This is a genomic window from Desulfurellaceae bacterium, assembly GCA_021296095.1.
GTDB lineage: Bacteria > Desulfobacterota > Binatia > Bin18 > Bin18 > JAAXHF01.
The window spans coordinates 22,574-40,703 of record JAGWBB010000016.1; the positions used below are offsets into that span (position 1 = coordinate 22,574).

Consider the following 18,130-nt stretch of genomic DNA (forward strand, 5'->3'; position numbering starts at 1 on the left):
TGGCATACCTAGACAGCTACCTCAACTTCTCTCGTTTCCGCGCCTTCAAGCTGCTCCGCCACAACAGCAAGATATTCACGGATAGCGTCGGCAATATTCCTGAGAGCCTCTTCTTCTTCGGTGGTTCCTTGGGAAACGCATCCTGGCAGCCCAGGGACCCAGACACTGATTCCTTCTTCTGATCGGTGAAAGGCGACTGTGTATTTCATCTCGGGTCAACCTCCATACGCTTTGCATCAGCGAACAGACTCTGAAGTGCTAAAGGAGTTCAGCTCGCCAGAAAGTATCGAAGAGTTCGACCGTATTCGCTTAAGGAGCCGCTTCCAGGGCCAGCAGTTTCTTTTCAACCGATTTCGGAAAATCGACGAACGCAAAGAGACTCTTGTGGTACAGATAGTCCTCGCCACTCTCATCAACAATACGGACCAAGTCATCCCGAGCGGCTGCCTCATCTGTAATGATTCGGTAGACTTTACCGGGGATAAGCGACACCTGGTAGTCGGCGTTGTCCAAACACAGGGCAAAGCGTTTTTTCGGTTGTCTCATGATTCGTCCAAGTAGCGTTTAATCTTCATGTCTCTCTTGCCGATACCGTGCGCCTCATACCAGTGCAACTCTACCTTACGGACAGCGCCATTGGGAAGACGTACTCGGGCGATGCCCTTCAACCTTCCCTAGGCTGATCCTTACCACCAGTATATCCTGAGAGTCGCGTCAGTGCCGCAACATGAGGCTGCCCGAGCATGGAGCGGCTGCGCCTTCTCTTGACAAAGCCCAGCCACCCGACTAGTCAGGGGGCAGTTTTTTCCTGAGAGGGGCATATGCCAACAAAATACGTTGAGGTGGACGGCTACGCGGTCCATTATTTTCATACCGGCCAGACAACCCTGCCCCCGGTCGTTCCGGATGTCAGCCGGGGCAAACTGATCGTGTATATTCACGGGGCGGGCAGCAACGGACATTTTGCCCACAAACTGCTCGATGTCCTGTCGGCCCAGCACAGCCCGCTGTCCTTTGATTTTCCGGCCCACGGCCGTTCGAGCGGCATCGACAGCCTGGGCAGTATCACAGCCTATAGCGATTTCACCTACAGTTTATGGAAAACGCTCGGCGTGCGACCGGCCGTGTTGATGGGCCACTCGATGGGCGGGGCGATTGCCCTGGACCTGGCCGTGCGTCACCCCGAGATGGTCGATGGGCTGATCCTGACCTGTACGGCCGCCACCTTCAACATTCCGGACGAGCGGGTTGAGACCTGGGCGCAGGTCATGAAGGGCCGTCAGCCCCAGCCGTTTACCAAAGATTCCTGCTCGCCCAAGACGCCCCAGGACATTGTCCAGCAGGGCTGGATGGAGCAGATCAAGACCGACCCGCGCGTCCGTCACTTCGACCTGGTGGCCTGCCAACAGGTCGATCTGCGGCCCAGGCTGGGTGAGATCAAGACCCCGACCCTGGTGCTGGCCGGCCAGGACGATAGCGCCACGCCGGTCGCCCAGAGCGAAGAGCTGCGCGACCAGATTCCCGGTGCCCAGCTCAGCGTGATCGAAGCCGCCGGCCACTGGCTGCCCATCGAACAGCCCCAGGCAGCCTGCGATGCCATTCAGGCATTTTTCGGCTGATCGGGAAAAGAGGACGAATCATGAGCATTACAGGAAAAACCGCGGTCGCCGGCGTGTACGAGCATCCGCTCCGCTGGGCGCCGCAGAAAACCCAGTACCAGATCATGGCCGAGAGCGCCCGCGGCGCGCTGGACGACGCCGGCCTGACGCTGAAAGATGTCGATGGCCTGTTTACCTCCGGGGTGAGCGGGATGGGCATCGTCTCCCTGGCCGAACACCTGAATCTGAACCCCGATTATCTGGACTCCAATTCCATCGGCGGCTCGTCTTTTGTGTCGCACACCGCCCATGCAGCCGCCGCCATTGCGGCCGGCTACTGCACCGTCGGCCTCATCCTGTACGGCAGCAAATGGTCGTCCGACCGGTTTGCGATCGGCACCGCCGGAGGCGGAGCCGGCGATCCGCCCGACCAGCACGAAAACAGCTTTGGGCCGACCACGGTCGGGGCGTATGCCCTGGTTGCACAGCGACATATGCACGAATTCGGGACAACCAGCGAGCAGCTGGCTGAAATCGCGGTGGTCACCAGACAGCACGCCTCGCTCAACCCCCGGGCCAAGTTCCGCGATCCGATCACCGTCGAGGACGTGATGAAATCGCGCCTGGTGTCGTCTCCGCTGCACCTGCTGGACTGCTGCATGATCTCGGACGGTGGGGGCGCGATTGTGGTCACCTCGGCCGAACGCGCCCGCGACCTCAGAAAGAAACCCGTCTACATCCAGGGGGCGGCCGAAGCCTGCTATCACACCAGCGCCGGCCTGCGGGACCTGACCGATGCGGCGGCCAAACAGTCCGGCCCCAAGGCTCTGCAGCGGGCGGGCGTGACGCACAAAGACATCGACATGGCGATGGTTTACGACTCGTTCACCATCACCGTGTGCGTCACCCTGGAAAGCCTGGGCTTCTGCGGCAAGGGCGAGGGTGGCGCGTTCATCCAGAATGGCCGGATCGGGCTGGGCGGTGAGCTGCCGATCAACACCGACGGCGGCGGCCTGTCGTCCAACCATCCCGGCATGCGTGGCATTTTTCTGGTCATCGAAGCCACCAAACAGCTGCGCGGCGAGTGTGCAGAGCGCCAGGTCCCAAACTGTCAGCTAGCGTTCTGCCACGGCACCGGCGGAACCCTGGGGCTGCGCCACAGCGGCGCCAGCCTGGTGTTGGGCGTGTAAGGGAGCATACCGAATGGCTGAAGAAAAAAAATACCGCAAACCGCTGCCTCGCCTCGACGAGGAAAACCGCCCCTTCTGGGAAGCCTGCGCCCGGCACGAACTCTACGTACAGAAATGCCGCAGCTGTGGCACGGTTTTTTATTACCCGCGGGCGTTTTGTCCCGAAGACCTGTCCACCGACCTGGAGTGGCTCAAATGCAGCGGCCGGGGCACCGTCTACACCTATACGGCAACCTACCAGAATCAGAGCGCCGGCTTCCGTAACAGCCTGCCCTACATCATGGCCTACGTGGAGCTTGAAGAGGGCGTGCGCATGCTGACCAATATTGTTGACTGTACGCCGGAAGAGGTCAGCATCGGCATGCCGGTCGAGGTCACCTTTGAGGACGCCACGCCGGAGATTTCCATTCCGCTGTTCCGTCCGGTCCGCTGAGCACACAGCCCACCCGTGGGTGCCGACGCACGGCGCCCGCGTCCATTGCCAGACCGGCGGAGTTCTGGCACTATAAGCGCCGATATCGACCAAAAGCCGAGCCGTTCGGCAGGCTATTTAGGGCAGATACACTATGGCACGTATTCTCGATCTCCATTCGCACTCCGAAGCCTCCGACGACAGCCGCGCCCCAGTTGAGGCCTACCTGAAATGGCTGGCCCGCAAACGTGAAGAGCGCCCCATCGACGGCCTGGTCTTGACCGAGCACCGTAAATTCGATTCCGCCAGCGACTACCGCGCCCTCGAAGACAAATACGGCCTGCTCATCCTCAAAGCCTCCGAGGTCGAGACCGAGTACGGCCATATTCTGGTCTACGGGGTGAACGACGACATCCTCAAGCACTTCGATTTTTCCAACGTCCGGCTGCCGGCCCAGCACGTCATCACCGAGGTGACCCGGATGGGCGGCATCGCCATGCCGTGTCATCCCGGTCGGCCGACCATCGGCCTGATCGAACACTACGAAAAACGGCCCCCGCTCGAAGGGGTGTGTGGCGTTGAAGCCCTCAACGGCGGCAGCAAAAAAGGCGAGAACGAGCGGGTGGCCGAGTTGATCGACCACTACGGCTACCACGCCTTTGGTGGCAGCGACTCGCATCTGGTGAGCTTTATCGGCATCTGCGCCACCGAATTTGATCGCGACATCAGTTCGACCGAAGATCTGGTCGACGCGCTGCGTGGCGGAGGCTACCGACCGCTGGACTTTCGGGTGCGCAGAGCCCAGGCTTCAAACGCAGCCTAAAGGATACGACCATGGCACTCGACTTCGACCGTTCCATCCTGGGGGCCGTCTTTGATGAGACCTCCTTCGCCCCCATCACCACACAGGAAATCCTGGACTTTGCCGCCGCCCTGGGCGAGACCAACCCGCTGTATACCGACGAAGCTGCGGCGGCCGAGGGTCCGTATGGCGGTCTGGTTGCGCCGCCGACCTTTCTGACCAAGCTGCGGCCGAATAAAATGACGCCCGAGAATATGCCCAAGTTCGGCAAATTCGGCTTTGACGGCGGCAGAGACCTCGATGTGTTTGCGCCGGTCCGACCCGGCGACAGCCTGACGATGGTCAGCAAGATCCACGACATCTATGAAAAAACCGGGCGCAGCGGCAGCATGTATTTCATCGTCCTGCGCAATGAGGTCAGTAATCAGAACGGTAAAAAAGTGGCCGTCATTGACCATAGGATCATGCAGCGATGAGCAGTCTCTACTTTGAAGATGTCGAAGAGGGCGACGAGTTCCCGACCCTGGACATGTTTCTGACCAAAGACCAGGTCCGTCGCTATGCGCGGACCGCCAATATGGATTTCCCCCGCTTCACCGACGACGAGGGCGCCCGCAAGGAGGGTCTGCCCGGCATGATTGCACCCGGCGTGATGAGTATGGGCCTGCTGGCGCGGATGATCAGCGACTGGAACCCCGCCGCCCGCATTACCCGCATCGGCACGACCTTCCGCAGCCCGGTCTTGCCCGACAAGAATATCCACCTGTGCGGAGCGGTCACCCAAAAAGACGAACAGACCCATACCGCTGAGTGCGATATCTGGATGGAAAACGACGACGGTGAACGCTGGGTGATCGGGACGGCGACCGTTGCTTTGCCGACCAAATCGGCCTGATGCTCCTCCCCTACTTGTCTGCGTCCGAACGTACTCTATCCTGGGAGAGAGGAAAGAGAGAGGGAGGCCCTCACATGATCAGTCGAATCGTTCTTCGGTCCCTCGTAGCGCTAAGCCTGTGCCTGGCCGTGGGCTGGCCGACACCGGTTCGGGCGCAGCTCGACGCCGGCCTTGGCGACTCCCTGGACACCCCCGTCGAGGTGTACAAGGATTCTCGGCTTGAAACGTTCAACGAAGCCATGTTTGACGTCAACCTGTGGCTGGATGAGAAGCTTATGCGCCCGGTGGCCAGGGGCTACACCAAAGTCGTTCCCGAGGAAGCCCGCCTGGGCGCGCAGCGCTTCTTGCTCAACCTGGGCGTTTTGCCCCGTGTCGCCAACAGCCTGTTTCAGTTCAAGTTTCGCGGTGCGGCGCGGGAGGTAAGCCGCTTCATGCTCAATTCCACGCTGGGCGGACTCGGCCTTTTTGATGTGGCCAAGAACCAGTTCGGGATTCTGGAGAGCAACGAAGACTTCGGCCAGACACTGGGCCATTACGGCGTCGAAGGCGGCGCCTATCTCGTCCTGCCGTTTCTGGGTCCGTCAACCGTCCGTGACACCGTCGGCTTTGTGATTGACGGGGCGATGGACCCCAAACAGTATATCCTGTCCGGCACGCACAACCTTGCGATCAGCAGCGGCACGACCGTCAGCAACGCCGTCAACGAACGCTCCTTGAACCTGGAGCTGTTTGAACAGGTTGACCGCTTCTCGCTGGACCTCTACAGCGCCGCCCAGGACTTCTACCTGCAGCGCCGAGAGCAGCAGATTGAGGAATAGCGCGGCATGCCATATCGCCGAGAGACTGCCCGAGAAACTGACATGGAGTTGCGCCGCCGTCCGGCCCGGGTCTGGATGGGCCTCAGCCTGGGTCTGGTGCTGGCCTGTGCCGGACTGGCTCGGGCCGAGACCCCGACCCAGATGACGCAACAGCTGATTGAGTCCATCATCGCCTGTAGCGAGACGAACGGCGCCCAGTCGAGCGGCTGTGATATCGAAAAGATTGAGGCGCATCTGGCCCTGGCCCAGCTCGCGCGTTGGCTGATGGGCCCCTACTGGCAGGATTTGGGCCAGGAAAAACAGCGCGATTTCGCCGCCCTCCTGGCGCGCCTGTTGCGCGATATCGCCTACCCGCGAGCCGCCGAGTTCTTATCCAGCAACCAGATCGTGTACGGTCAGAACCATGTTGAGGGTCAGGAAGCCGTTGTTGAAACCTCGCTCGTCAACGCCGAAGAAGGACAGGTCGCGATCAAATACCGCCTCCACCTCATCGACGACAGGTGGAAGGTCTGGGACGTGCATCTCGACGGGGTGAGCATGGCCGGCAACCTGCGCAAACAGGTCCAGTCCATCATGGCCCGCAGATCCTACGAGGAACTGGTCGAGCGTATGCAGAGCAAACTCACATGGGACGGTCCTCAATAGGCGCCAGGTGGAGAACCGCGTGCCTGTGTCCGTCCCTCCCTCCCCCTCTCCTCCATCGCACCTGAGCCGGGAGCAGCGCGCCCTGTACGCCCTGGCCCGGCTGACCACAACCTATCCGGTCACGCTTCTGGTCGCGTGTCTGGTCCTGGTCGGGGTGGCGCTGAGCTATACCGCAGCCCATCTGGAGTTTGTCACCGGTCGCAACGACCTCATCGACAGCGACAAACCGTATATCAAGCTGGAGGAGCAATACACCCAGGAATTTGGCAGTGTTGACCAGTTCTTCGTTGTTGTCGAACCGCAGGATATCGCCCAGGGCAAAGCCTTTGTGGCTCGGCTGGGCGAGCTGCTGGTCCGCGAGACGGCCTATATCGAAGAGGTCTTCTACCAGATTGACACCACCTCGCTCGACGGCAAAAAGCTCCTCTACCTGCCCAGCCAGGATCTGCACAGCCTCTTCGACGATTTGTCCGGCTCGCGTGAGTTGGTCCACGAAATCACCACCACCCCAGGCCTGAATACCCTGTTTGAGGCCATCAACCATCAAATTGCCGAAGCAACCGTCTCACACCTGGTCGGTGGACTCTTCGACTTCGCTCCCTCCGAAGAGGAACCGCTCGGAGATGACCCTGGCCGGGCGTCTGCCCCTCAGCCCGGTCTTTTTGACTCTGACCTCCAGGACCCACCGAGCAGTGAGGAAGCGCAGGATGCTGCGGACGAGGCCCCGGCACCGCAGATCGGTTTTCTCAACTCCCTGCTGCACGAGATGGACCAGGCGCTCAGCAACCCGGCCCACCGCTACCGTTCGCCGTGGGAAGAGTTTTTTGGCGACACCCAGGAGTTGTCGGACGAGGGCTTCCTGGTGTCCGGCAACCGCCGGTTTCTTTTCATGCTGGTCCAACCCGCCGAGCCCGAGGAGGCCGGCCTGACCGAGCTGCAAGACGCTATTGTGACGATCCGGCAAATTATTCACGAGTTGCGCCCCGAATTTCCCGGGCTGGACGCCGGGCTGACCGGCATCGAGGTGCTTGACACCGATGAGATGACCAGCGCCCAGAGCGACGCGCCGGCCGCCACCCTGGCCACCACCCTGGGCATCGGCCTGCTGTACCTGGGTTTTTTCCAGCGTATCCGGCATCCGGTGCTCATCCTGTCCTCGCTACTGGTCGGGCTATGCTGGACCATGGGTTTTGTCACCCTGGCGGTCGGTCACCTGACGATCATCAGCGTGTTTGTGGCGCCCCTGCTGCTGGGTCTGGCCGACGATTTCGGGGTCCACTTCATGACCCGCTACGAGGAAGAGCGTGGCGCCGGCAGAGACCCGGTTGCCGCCCTGCACCAGGTCTATATTCATACCGGGCCGAGTATTATTGCCGGGGCGTGCACGACCGCGCTGGCCTTTGCCGCCATCATGCTGGCCGATTTTCGGGGCATGCAGGAACTCGGCCTGATGTCCAGCGTGGGCATTCTGCTGGCCCTGCTGGCCATGTTCAGCTTTCTCCCGGCTCTGATCGTGGTGGTCGAACGCGTCCGGCCCTGGCGCGTCCGGCCCGCCCGAGCCGGCTTCCTGAGCGCCGGCTTTGCCGCCCTGGGCAGGCTGATAGAGCGCCGGCGGCGGCCGGTGTTAGCGCTGGCCGGTCTGCTGACCTTGGCATCCCTGGTCGCCCTGCCGACCGTGCGGTTTGACTACGACCTGCTCAATCTGCAAGCCCACGGCACGCCATCGGTGGAGTGGGAGCGACGCATCATTGCCCACTCGGAACGCGCGTCCTGGAACGCCCTGGCCACAGCCACCAGCCCCCAGGCAGCCGTGCAGAAAGCCGCCGCCTTTGAAGCCCTGCCAGTTGTCGAAACGGTTGAGAGCGTGGCCTCGTTCATTCCCGCCGGACAGGACCAGCGGCTGCCCCTGGTCCGCGCCCTGCAACCTCTATTGGCCGACCTGCCGCCAACCCTGGCGGCTACCCAGCCGGTTGCGGTGCCGGCCCTGCGACGTTCCCTGGACCAGATTCGGTTCAAGGTCCGGGAAAGCAACGAAGACTGGGACCCTGAAAAAAGGCCCACCGAGAGTGAGCTGAGCACAGCCCGCGCCCGGCTGAAAACCATTGTCGGCCAGTTGCAAGACCTGCCCGAGGACGAGACCCGAGCCGCGCTCAGCCGGTTCCAGGCCGATCTGTTTCAGGATTTTGCCGATGTCTGGAGCCTGCTGCGCAACAATATCCAACCGGCGGGTCCGATTACCATGGCCGATATTCCGCCCCAGCTCAAAAAACGCTTTGTCAGCCGCACCGAAGACAAGTTCCTGCTCCAGATCTATCCCAAACACAATATCCGTGAGCAGCACGCGCTCGAAGCCTTTATCCGCCAGCTGCGCGAGCTTGACCCGGATGTCACCGGCTCGCCGGTCATCGGCTACGAGTCGATTCGGGCCATGCAGCAAGGCTATATCGAGGCCGCGATATACGCCCTGATCGCCATTGTGCTCGTCACCTTCGGCACCCTGCGGCGCGTCACCGATACCCTGCTGGCCCTCCTGCCGCTGGGACTCGGCATGATCTGGGCCGCCGGCCTGATGTGGCTGTGCAAGTTGCAGTTCAACGTGGCCAACCTGGTCGCCGCCCCGCTCATCATCGGCATCGGGATCGAAAACGGCATTCACCTCGTCCACCGTTTTCGAGAGGACGACCGGATGACACCGGCCAGCCTGGTCGCGGGCAGCACCGGCCAGGCCGTGGCCCTGTTTTCGCTGACCACCATGGTTGGCTTCGGCAGCCTGATGATCGCCAAATACTATGGCGTTTTCAGCATGGGCTTGCTACTCTCGCTGGCGGTCGGCAGCGTCCTGGTCGCCTCTCTGGTTGTGCTGCCCATGCTGCTCTTCCGTCCGGCACACCAGACAGCGGTGGCGGGAGAAAGCTGTCGCGGCCGGGTCGAGGCCGAGGGGTGAAACCGAACGCCATGATGACTGGAACCGACTTTCTCAGCGTGCTGCGGGCCGAGGGCTTCGATTTTTTCACTGGCGTGCCCTGCTCGCTGGTCAAAAGCCTCATTGCCCGCCTGGAAGACGGGGGTGGGTATATTCCCGAAACCCGCGAAGACGCTGCGGTCGGCCTGGCGGCCGGGGCCTATATGGCCGGCAAACAGCCGGTCGTGATTATGCAGAATTCGGCCCTGGGGGTGTGCCTCAACGCCCTGGCCTCGCTGAGCCTGATCTACGATCTGCCGTGTCTGCTGCTCGTGACCTGGCGTGGCTATCAGGGCAAGGACGCGCCCGAACATCTCATCATGGGCGATATCTCCCCCCGTTTATTCGAAACCGTCGGCATTCCGCATCAGGTGTTGAACGCCGAGACCGCCACGCAGGTCGTGGGCTGGGCCGCCCAGACGCTGCGCCAGACCAAAAAACCGGTCGCCCTGCTCCTCCCTCCGGGGGTGCTGGCGTGAAACTGGCAGACGCCTTGGGGGTGGTGATTCCCCTGTTGCACGACGAACTGCTCGTGCACGCCAACGGCTTTATTTCGCGCGAGTCCTTCAACCTCGACGACCGACCGGGCAACTTCTACATGATCGGCTCAATGGGGCTGGCCTCGTCCATCGGGCTGGGCCTGGCCCTCAACCGCCCCGAGCGGCGGATTGTGGTCTTTGACGGCGACGGCAATGTGCTGATGAACATGGGCTCCCTGGCGCTCATTGGCGCCACCCAACCGTCCAACCTGGTCCATATCGTTTTCGACAACGAAGCCTACGGCTCAACCGGCAATCAACGCACTATCTCGGGCCAGGTCGCCCTGGACGACATCGCCCGCTCCAGCGGTTACCGCCACGTCGGCCGGGTTAAAACGCTGAGCGATCTCAAAGCCGCGGCAGGCGAAGTGCTTGGCCAGGCCGGTCCCGCGTTTCTGCTCATCAAGATCGAACCCGACTGGCAGGAACGCAAAATCGGCCGGATCGGCCACGAACCGCCACAGATTGCGCGGCGGTTTATGGAGGCGGTGCAAAAATGAAGAAAAGGCAAAGAGCAAATGGCAGACAAGCAAGAATACGGTTTTCAGTTTTGACTTTTGAGCTTTGAGCTTTGAGCTTTGACTTTTGCATTCCCCATGCAACCCATCCTTCTCAACCCCGGCCCGGTCAACGTCTCCCCGCGCGTCCAACAGGCGCTGCTTCGGGGCGACCTGTGCCACCGCGAAGCAGAATTCTCGGACCTGCTGGACGCTCTCCGCACCAAGCTCCTGAGCGCCTTTGCTCCCCAGGACTATACCTCGGTCGTCCTCGGCGGTTCGGGCACCTCGGCGGTCGAAGCGATGGTGTCCTCAGCCCTGCCCCAGGGAAAAAAACTCCTGGTCATCAACAACGGCGTCTACGGCGAGCGCATGCTGCGCATGGCCACCGCCCACAGGATACCGAGCGTGGAACTGCGCTCCGACTGGACCGAGCCGCCCGACATCGGCCAGATCGAAGCCCGGCTTGAGGCCGACCCGTCTATCGGCGGGGTAGCCCTGGTCCATCACGAGACCACCACCGGCCTGCTGAACCCCGTGTCCGCAATCGGAGCCCTGACCAGACGAATGGGCCGTGTCTTCCTGCTCGATGCGGTCAGCGCCCTGGCGGGCGAAGATCTTGACCTCGTTCGTGACCAGGTCGATATATGCGCCTGCACGGCCAACAAATGCGTGCAGGGCCTGCCCGGCGTGGCCTTTGTCCTGGTTCGGACGGCCCTCATGCGGGCGATGCAAGACCACCCGGCCAGCTCGCTGTCGCTGCACCTGCCCGTCCACTGGCAGGCCCAGGAACGCCACAGCGTCGCCTTTACCCCGCCGGTCCAAGCCTGCTACGCCCTCGACGCCGCCCTCGATGAGCTACTGGAGGAAAGCGTAGCGGCGCGGGTCGAGCGCTACCGCGCGGCCGCGCAACTGCTGCGGACGGGCTTCAGCCGTCTGGGGCTGCGCTTTGTGTTGCCGCCCGCGCTGCGGGTCAACTCGCTGACCGCCCTGTTCCTGCCCGAAGGGATGGACTACCACGACCTGCACGATCAGCTCAAACAGCGTGGGTTCGTCATCTACGAGGGCCAGGGCCGGCTCCAGACCGGCATCTTCCGGGTCGCCAACATGGGCCATCTGAGCCTGGACGACTTTCGCCGTTTCCTGGACAGCCTCGAAGAGGTTCTGGGCTAGAATTCTCAGCCGCCTTGGCTCCTGGAGACAAGCGCGATAGTCTGGGGACCGCCTCAGCCTGAACGGGCCGAAGAGGATTGAAACGCCATGAAAGCCATCATTCTCGCCGCCGGCATCGGCAAACGCTTCACCCCCCCTTCTCCCCCCCAGTCGGAGGGGAAGGGAGGGGGGCTGCCCAAGTGCCTGATCGAAATCCAGGGCCAGACCCTCTTGGAGCGGACCCTTTCCGCCCTTGGCGCGGCTGGGGTTGACCGAGCGGTGGTGGTCATCGGCTATCGGGGCGAGATGGTCGAGGACAGGATTGGGACGCGCTGCGGCGGGGTCCAGGTCTCGTATATCACCAATCCCCGCTACGACCGGGGGGCGATCCTGTCGCTATGGAGCGCCCGTGAGGAATTTGACGACGACCTCCTGATCATGGACGCCGATGTCCTGTTCCCGACCGCCATGCTGCGCCGGCTGATTGCGTCGCCCCAGCCAAACTGCTTTCTGCTCGACACCAGCGCCAGCAATACCGGAGAAGAACAAATGCTGCTGACCCGGGGCGGGCGGGTGCTGACGATTATCCGGGGCGGGTCCGGGGATTACGATCTGATTGGCGAGTCCATCGGCTTTCTCAAGCTCGGCCGGTCTGACGCGCCGCTCCTGCGGACCATCCTGGACGACCATATCGCCCGCGGCCAGGACACCATCGAGCATGAAGAGGTCTACCCGATCTTTCTCCGCCAGCGCTTTGTCGGCTTTGAACGGGTCGAAGATCTGCCCTGGATAGAGATAGATTTTCCCCAGGATCTGGAGCGGGCCGAGCGGGAAGTGTTGCCGCGTATTGTGGCCCTCGATCAGTCCTAGACCGATCTCCGTGCGGCTTCCCGTCGCCACACAGCTGTTCGTGATGTCCAATCGAACGAAAACCGATCACGAATATCTTTTGCTCCCCTCCACCCTCGCTCCCCTCACCCGCCTGTCCCCACCAGTGCTGGCCGGCCTGTTCGTGCTCGTGGCCGGCCTTATCTTCCTGTGGCGGCTGGGCGAAGGACCGATTTACCGGACCATGGAAGGCCGGGAAGCCCTGGTCATGCAGGAGATGCTGCGCACCGGCAACTGGGTGCTGCCCCTGCGCAACGGGGAAACCATCCCCTCCAAGCCGCCCCTGTTGCACTGGCTGGGTGCCGGCGTAGCCCTGCTAAGCGGCGGGATGTCGGAATGGGCCGCCCGCTTTCCGGGCGCCGTGTTTTCGGCCCTGAGCGTCGGCCTGACCTGTTTGCTCGGCTGTCGGCTGGCCAACCGTGAGGTCGGCATCCTGGCCGCCCTGCTCGTCCTCACCACGCCGCTGTGTGTCGAAATGGCCCGCGAGGCCTGGGTCGATCCGGCCCTGGCCTTTTTTGTGCTGGCCGCCCTGAGCAGTTTCGCCTGCATGTATGAAGCCGACGAGTGGCGGGGCTGGCGCAGTCTGGCCTTTGGCCTGTCTCTGGCCGGCGCCTGCCTCAGCAAGGGACCGGTCGGCATCATCCTGCCCAGCGTCGTGATTGGACTCTATCTCGCAGCCCAGGGCCAACTGTCGCGCATCCGCCAGCTGCTCAGCCCGAGCACCGTCGTGGTGGGCGTCGGCCTGCCCCTGAGCTGGTACGTGCTGGCACTCGACCAGGAGGGCTGGGCCTTCTTTCAGAAGCAGCTGCTCCAGGAAAACGTCCTGCGCTTCACCTCCGGGTCGGGCAAACGGATTCCCTCTTCGGCCTTTTTTTTCCCGCCCTTCGTGCTGGGCGGCCTACCCTGGAGCCTGCTGTTCGGCTTTGGCCTGTGGCACTTTGCCCGCCAGGCACCCATCCGTGAGAAGGGGGTGCTGGCCCTGCTGTGGTGGCTGGCGATCATCGCCTTTTTTTCGGTCGCGGCGGGCAAGCGGGACGTGTATCTGCTACCCCTGTATCCGGCCATGGCCCTGTTTGCTGCGGAATGGGGCTGGGCACGGGTTCCCGGCCGGGCGGACTCGCTTCCCCGGTGGCTGGGAACGGGCCTTGTCCTGGCCGCCCTCGGCCTCAGCCTGGCGATAGTGTTGGCTGCGGTCGCAACCGCGCTCGGCAGCCTCAGCATTGACTCGGCCGCCGTGGACTCGGTGTTTGGCGACGCTAAGTGGAAAAGTGTGGCTCCGTTTCTCCGCTTTGTGGATGAGCAGCCGGTGTATGGAACGGCTCTGCTCGTCGCCCTGTGCGGGTGTGGGCTGGGCGCGGTCCGGGCCGCCACCCAGGGCCGCTGGCAGAACGCGCTGTGGCTGGTGCTGGGTCTGCTGCTGCTGGTGACCGCCGGCCTGTATCCGTTTACCCGGGCCTACGCCAAAGAGTTCAAGGCCCTGACCGGATTTGCCGCTCAGATCAGTCGGACTGTTGGGATTGAGCAGCCGCTGTTCTTTTACACCCCCCAGCCCTACTCGTCGGAGTTTGATGAATTCTCCCAGGTCTATTTTTACCTGAACCGTTCGGTTCCCCTGGCCCGGTGTGCCGAACAGGGCGACTTTTCGCGCTGCCCGCCGGGCTATTATGTGCTCCGTGAGCGACACTGGCGGCCGATTCAAGCCACGCCCGACAGCCACCTGATCCTGGACAGTCGAAACGGCTCAGGACCGGATGCACGGCCCCATCTGGTCCTGGTTCGCCGGGATTAATAGAAGGAGCGAGTGATGAGTCTCAATGAATGGGTGGCGCTTATCGGTGGGCTGGCTCTGCTCGGTGGTCTCGTCCTGTTCTTCTGGAAAGCTGTTCATTACAACTGAGCCAGCCCATATATTCGCACCTACCTTTCTGCGGCCACGGGCCGACAGGACCATCAGGGAACAATCACGAAGTTCTGGAGTGACTCTTCCCACCGAATCCTGGTTTCCTCGCCCGGGCGGGGGAAGTCCGAGAGAGTAAACGTGCCACTGACACCCCGTAAGACCTCGGTCCCAAGCGTCGTCACCCGCATCGTAGTCCGGGCAAACTCCACCCCATCGGCCAGCGCCCGAATCGTGTGCTCCCCATTCCCCAGAATGTTCCAGTTCATCGGCATGCTGAAGCCGTTGTTACTGTCTCCGCAGATCGGCTGGGTATCTGCTCGGGGCGTGCCGTAGGCCGCCGGCACTGGAGTCCCGGCCAACTCAATGACGATTTCTTGCGCTTCACACGCCCAGCCGTAGATGAGCCCAATGCCGCTCTGGAAGGAGTTTGGGGCGGGACCCTCCAGGGTCGCTCGTGGTGCCGGTGGGGGCTGTGCGGTCTCGAAATCTGACGAGTACACCGCCACATCATCAATATACCAACCGTCGGCGGTCTCAGTGGCGTCGGTCGTCATGGAGAAGGACAACTGTATTGACTGCCCAACGAAAGGAGTCAGGTCAAGACAAACCTGCTGCCACGTAGAATACTTACCGTACAAGTGCCGACCTCCCTGTTCTTCCCACGTATCCGCACAAGGCCCCTGTCGCCACTGCCCCACTCGTACCGATGCCAGAAGACCAGGGTTGCGGATTCGACCTCGGTCAGATCAATCCGCGGAGAGAAAAGGTCAGCCAATACATTATTGTGATAATTGCCACCGGGACTATCCGTCCAAGCATGAGACCCACTCTGGGAAGAAGCTGTCGTCAGAGCCCAGGGATAAGGGTTCAAAGAACAGTCGTCCCGCTCTGGGAGGGTACAAGAAGAAGGCCACCAACCCTCCGTGCCACTCTCCATATCGTCTTCAAACAGGTTGTCATTGATGCCGGCCTGGATCACCGTCAATATCCGTCCGGCGATGGTGAGCGTGCCAGTCCGGGCGTTAAGGCTGGGATTTGCTGCGACCGCGTAGCGGACCCGCCCATTGCCACTGCCGCTACCAGCGATGACCGTGATCCATGGGCTATTGCTCGTGGCGCCCCACCTACACTCACTCGGAGCCACGACCGCTACGCTGGCGTTCCCAGCCCCGCCCCTCAGCAACTGGCGTGTGGACGAGAGCGCCTCGGCACAGACCGTATACGCGATGGTCACTTGGAAGCCGGTGGCGTGTTCCGCATCAACCGAGACCCGGAGCCCATTGGCGAGGTCGGTAAAGGTCTCACCCACCGTCCACATCGCTCCTTCGTCGTTCGGGTCGCCGTTGTTATCCACGTCTACCACCTGGGCTAGTCGGTCTTCGCGTGTGGTATCGACTTTATGGATGACAATCGCTTCGTCCGGGATTTCCTCATCGTAGCCGGCAAACAGACGCGCTTCGACCGTGTAGAAGTCGGTCGGCGAGTTGCCGATGGGAATCTGAGCCATCAGATAGCCGTCAGAGCCGGGCTGGGCCAGCCGTTCGAGGGTAATCGTACGGGTGCTGTTGCGGGGAGCCACATACTTCCGGTCCGGCGGAATCCATCCCAGGAAGTCCTTGTGGTAGGCGATGGTATGGACGCCGACATAGCCATAACGGGAAATAGGGAAACGAGACAGGCCCCCGCTCATGACATCCCAGCCAGAGTCATAGGTGGTGGGACTATATATGGGATCATCTTGCCCATAGGGGCCGGAGGAATGCAGCAAGCCAAATGTATGGCCCATCTCGTGGGCTATAACATTCTGGCTATCCCCCCTCCTTCCAATAGTTGTGACACCATAGAACTGCTCTTGTCCATCCTTCGTCAAACGATAACTCGGGCCAAGGGTGGCAAACCCGCCGACAAGTATATCCCCGTTAAGTATCAGGTTGATCCGCATCGCCGGCGGCAATGCAATCTTCTCGCAGTCTTTCGACATCACGATCTTCGTCCCCGTCCCCGTCTTGGTCGTACATATAATACGAGCGGGGCCGGGGCAGGTTATACCAGCCCACCACAATACTGCCGCTCAGGTCGGGAATGTTCCCGTCAGAGACTTCGTTCCAGTAGTGCCCCAGAGCGGGATAAATTGATCCAAACAGGTCCTCATAGTAGCTGACCGAATGCGGGGTAAAATCTGTGGCATCGGCAAACCGGCACAGTATGGTCACCCATGCCTGCGAGCCGGTGACCGTTTCCTGAGAAGGTGCTTGAAGCGCCTGATACGCTCCGTCAGGCGTCGTTCTCTTACTCTCCGACGAGTCGAGCCGGATGGAATAGACCCACAACTGCGCTGGGGCGTTAGGTCCGACCGCCTCCCACTCTCCTACCACCGTCACCCGCTTGCGGCTCAAGGCTACCGGGCCGCCCAACGGCCGCATGAGTTCAGCCTCAATCAAGAGTTCATGCCGCTCGCCCGAGTCTTCGGTCAACGTGTAAGTGGTTTCCGCAGCCCGCCGGACTCAGTTGGGTAATCCGCAACCGTTATAGTGAACCAGCCGGTGAGGGTCTGCGGCTGGGCTGCGACCGGCTGAGCGGACAGCGCCCACGCTCCAAAAAGAAGCACGACTCCCCAGACCCGACAGGATAATGCCCAAATTTGTGTCATAAGGTTCCCAGCGAGGGCAACCCGTCAATTGATCTCGGTGACCACGAACCGTTGTTGGGAAACGTCCCACTCCACTGTGGCGCTCTGGCCTGGGGCCGGGAATTCCGGGACGGTCTCCATCCACATCCCTGTTAGGAATTCTTCCCCAAGTGCCAACACAGAGAAGTTGTGCGACGCCACTTCTTCGCCATTTTGAATGAGGTGGATGCTCGCCTCTCCGGCGGGCAGCAGGTTCCAGTTCATGGTCGCGCTGAACCCGTTGAGGGTATCGCCACAGGTGGACTCGGTATCGCCCCGCGGGGTCCGCGTTCCCAGTGGAACGGTGCTGAGCACCTCCCCAGCGGCGTTGCGGAACTCCGCCGCCAGTTCTCCACCCAGACACGACCAGCCGGAGATGACCCCGATGCCGCTCATCGTTGAGCCCTCATCAGGCACCTCGATGGTCACATCATTCGCCGGTAGCTCGTATTCGGGATCGGTGAGTGTGGTCGTCGCCATTCCTGTATAGGTGCTGCTCGTTCGCTGCATGGCCCGACCGCTGGCCAGGTCATACTCTGTCTCCTCAATGGTGACTGTTGCTACTGTTTCACTGGTCTCCATTCCGACATCCGACATCGTTGTATAAGTATAGAAGGCAGTATACGTGCAACCGACTTTGATAGGATAGTATTCGGTGCCCGCGTCCGTTGTCAGCGGCCCTTCAAAGCACGAGTAGGGGACGCAGCTTACTGAGGTGCCCGGGAGGTCAACAGTGTAAGTCAGGTCTGTGTCTTCTCCTAGGCAGTCTGTATAACTGTAGTTATATGAGCCATATGCCCAGATGAATGCCGAGGCGGGGTCACACACCCCCTCCACATCTGCGGCAGGCGGCTCTGCCAGTCCGAGATACTGACTTGTCCCTGCGGAGTTGCACGTCCTTGAGCCAAAGACGCTGTCTACACCCATATCGATCCCACGGAATGAGGACACAGGATTGGCGGCAAAGGTATCAAGATTCCATTCAAAAACAAAAGATGCTCTTCCAGCGCCCCTGCTCGTAATTGTCGATTCGGAGTCGTCCTCCTGAGCCCATGCTGGGGCGGGTCCCGCCAGAAGGCAGAAGACACTAGAAGCGGTCTCAAAAATATTGGCGCAGCAGGATGACGATGCAAGCGAGATGCACGAAGCCGAGATAGTTCGCGG

The 18,130-nt window shown here is 61.5% G+C and carries 20 protein-coding genes; 14 read left to right on the forward strand and 6 right to left on the reverse strand.

All coding sequences use genetic code 11. The features are described 5' to 3' along the window. Positions 1–8: 8 nt before the first annotated feature. Complete coding sequence (locus tag J4F42_05530) at positions 9–209, reverse strand: type II toxin-antitoxin system HicB family antitoxin (protein ID MCE2484952.1); 201 nt, start codon at positions 207–209, stop codon at positions 9–11. Positions 210–309: 100 nt separating this feature from the next. Further along, positions 310–546, reverse strand: a complete 237-nt coding sequence (locus J4F42_05535) for a hypothetical protein (protein ID MCE2484953.1) — start codon at positions 544–546, stop codon at positions 310–312. Positions 547–821: 275 nt separating this feature from the next. On the opposite strand from J4F42_05535, the gene J4F42_05540 reads away from it, so the two are divergent. From J4F42_05540 to J4F42_05605, 14 genes are all read left to right on the forward strand, one after another. Beyond that, positions 822–1,619 (forward strand): alpha/beta hydrolase, encoded by a 798-nt coding sequence (locus tag J4F42_05540; GenBank protein MCE2484954.1) that lies wholly within the window; start codon positions 822–824, stop codon positions 1,617–1,619. Between the two features lie 20 nt (positions 1,620–1,639). Continuing rightward, entirely contained in the window at positions 1,640–2,788 is a 1,149-nt protein-coding gene (locus J4F42_05545) for a hypothetical protein (GenBank protein MCE2484955.1), read from the forward strand. Positions 2,789–2,801: 13 nt separating this feature from the next. Next, positions 2,802–3,221 carry a Zn-ribbon domain-containing OB-fold protein gene (locus tag J4F42_05550; GenBank protein ID MCE2484956.1) on the forward strand — a complete coding sequence of 140 codons (420 nt, stop codon included), beginning with the start codon at positions 2,802–2,804 and terminating at the stop codon, positions 3,219–3,221. 133 nt (positions 3,222–3,354) lie between these two features. Beyond that, entirely contained in the window at positions 3,355–4,023 is a 669-nt protein-coding gene (locus J4F42_05555; GenBank protein MCE2484957.1) for a PHP domain-containing protein, read from the forward strand. A gap of 11 nt (positions 4,024–4,034) precedes the next feature. Continuing rightward, a complete protein-coding gene (locus J4F42_05560) occupies positions 4,035–4,478 on the forward strand; it encodes a MaoC family dehydratase N-terminal domain-containing protein (GenBank protein ID MCE2484958.1) in 444 nt (147 codons plus the stop codon). Next, complete coding sequence (locus J4F42_05565; protein ID MCE2484959.1) at positions 4,475–4,897, forward strand: hypothetical protein; 423 nt, start codon at positions 4,475–4,477, stop codon at positions 4,895–4,897. The genes J4F42_05560 and J4F42_05565 overlap by 4 nt, the downstream gene beginning before the upstream one ends. A gap of 74 nt (positions 4,898–4,971) precedes the next feature. Further along, positions 4,972–5,715 carry a VacJ family lipoprotein gene (locus tag J4F42_05570; protein ID MCE2484960.1) on the forward strand — a complete coding sequence of 248 codons (744 nt, stop codon included), beginning with the start codon at positions 4,972–4,974 and terminating at the stop codon, positions 5,713–5,715. 6 nt (positions 5,716–5,721) lie between these two features. After that, positions 5,722–6,360 carry an ABC transporter substrate-binding protein gene (locus tag J4F42_05575; protein MCE2484961.1) on the forward strand — a complete coding sequence of 213 codons (639 nt, stop codon included), beginning with the start codon at positions 5,722–5,724 and terminating at the stop codon, positions 6,358–6,360. 19 nt (positions 6,361–6,379) lie between these two features. Continuing rightward, complete coding sequence (locus J4F42_05580; protein MCE2484962.1) at positions 6,380–9,304, forward strand: MMPL family transporter; 2,925 nt, start codon at positions 6,380–6,382, stop codon at positions 9,302–9,304. 11 nt (positions 9,305–9,315) lie between these two features. Continuing rightward, the gene (locus J4F42_05585; GenBank protein ID MCE2484963.1) at positions 9,316–9,801 is read left to right on the forward strand and encodes a hypothetical protein; all 486 of its coding nucleotides are present in this window, start codon (positions 9,316–9,318) and stop codon (positions 9,799–9,801) included. Continuing rightward, on the forward strand, positions 9,798–10,361 hold the full coding sequence (locus tag J4F42_05590) for a hypothetical protein (protein ID MCE2484964.1): 564 nt from the start codon (positions 9,798–9,800) through the stop codon (positions 10,359–10,361). Before J4F42_05585 ends, J4F42_05590 begins: the two co-directional genes overlap by 4 nt. Positions 10,362–10,457: 96 nt before the next feature. Next, the gene (locus tag J4F42_05595; GenBank protein ID MCE2484965.1) at positions 10,458–11,531 is read left to right on the forward strand and encodes an aminotransferase class V-fold PLP-dependent enzyme; all 1,074 of its coding nucleotides are present in this window, start codon (positions 10,458–10,460) and stop codon (positions 11,529–11,531) included. 87 nt (positions 11,532–11,618) lie between these two features. Next, positions 11,619–12,380, forward strand: a complete 762-nt coding sequence (locus tag J4F42_05600) for a phosphocholine cytidylyltransferase family protein (protein MCE2484966.1) — start codon at positions 11,619–11,621, stop codon at positions 12,378–12,380. 43 nt (positions 12,381–12,423) lie between these two features. Continuing rightward, entirely contained in the window at positions 12,424–14,187 is a 1,764-nt protein-coding gene (locus tag J4F42_05605; GenBank protein MCE2484967.1) for a glycosyltransferase family 39 protein, read from the forward strand. Between the two features lie 161 nt (positions 14,188–14,348). Here the strand turns inward: J4F42_05605 and J4F42_05610 are convergent, their stop codons facing one another. The 4 genes from J4F42_05610 to J4F42_05625 form a co-directional block, all read right to left on the reverse strand. Continuing rightward, entirely contained in the window at positions 14,349–14,936 is a 588-nt protein-coding gene (locus J4F42_05610) for a hypothetical protein (GenBank protein ID MCE2484968.1), read from the reverse strand. Continuing rightward, on the reverse strand, positions 14,891–16,282 hold the full coding sequence (locus J4F42_05615) for a hypothetical protein (GenBank protein ID MCE2484969.1): 1,392 nt from the start codon (positions 16,280–16,282) through the stop codon (positions 14,891–14,893). The genes J4F42_05610 and J4F42_05615 overlap by 46 nt, the downstream gene beginning before the upstream one ends. Next, on the reverse strand, positions 16,218–16,772 hold the full coding sequence (locus tag J4F42_05620) for a hypothetical protein (protein MCE2484970.1): 555 nt from the start codon (positions 16,770–16,772) through the stop codon (positions 16,218–16,220). Before J4F42_05620 ends, J4F42_05615 begins: the two co-directional genes overlap by 65 nt. Positions 16,773–16,972: 200 nt before the next feature. After that, positions 16,973–17,548 (reverse strand): hypothetical protein, encoded by a 576-nt coding sequence (locus tag J4F42_05625; protein ID MCE2484971.1) that lies wholly within the window; start codon positions 17,546–17,548, stop codon positions 16,973–16,975. Between the last annotated feature and the right edge of the window lie 582 nt (positions 17,549–18,130).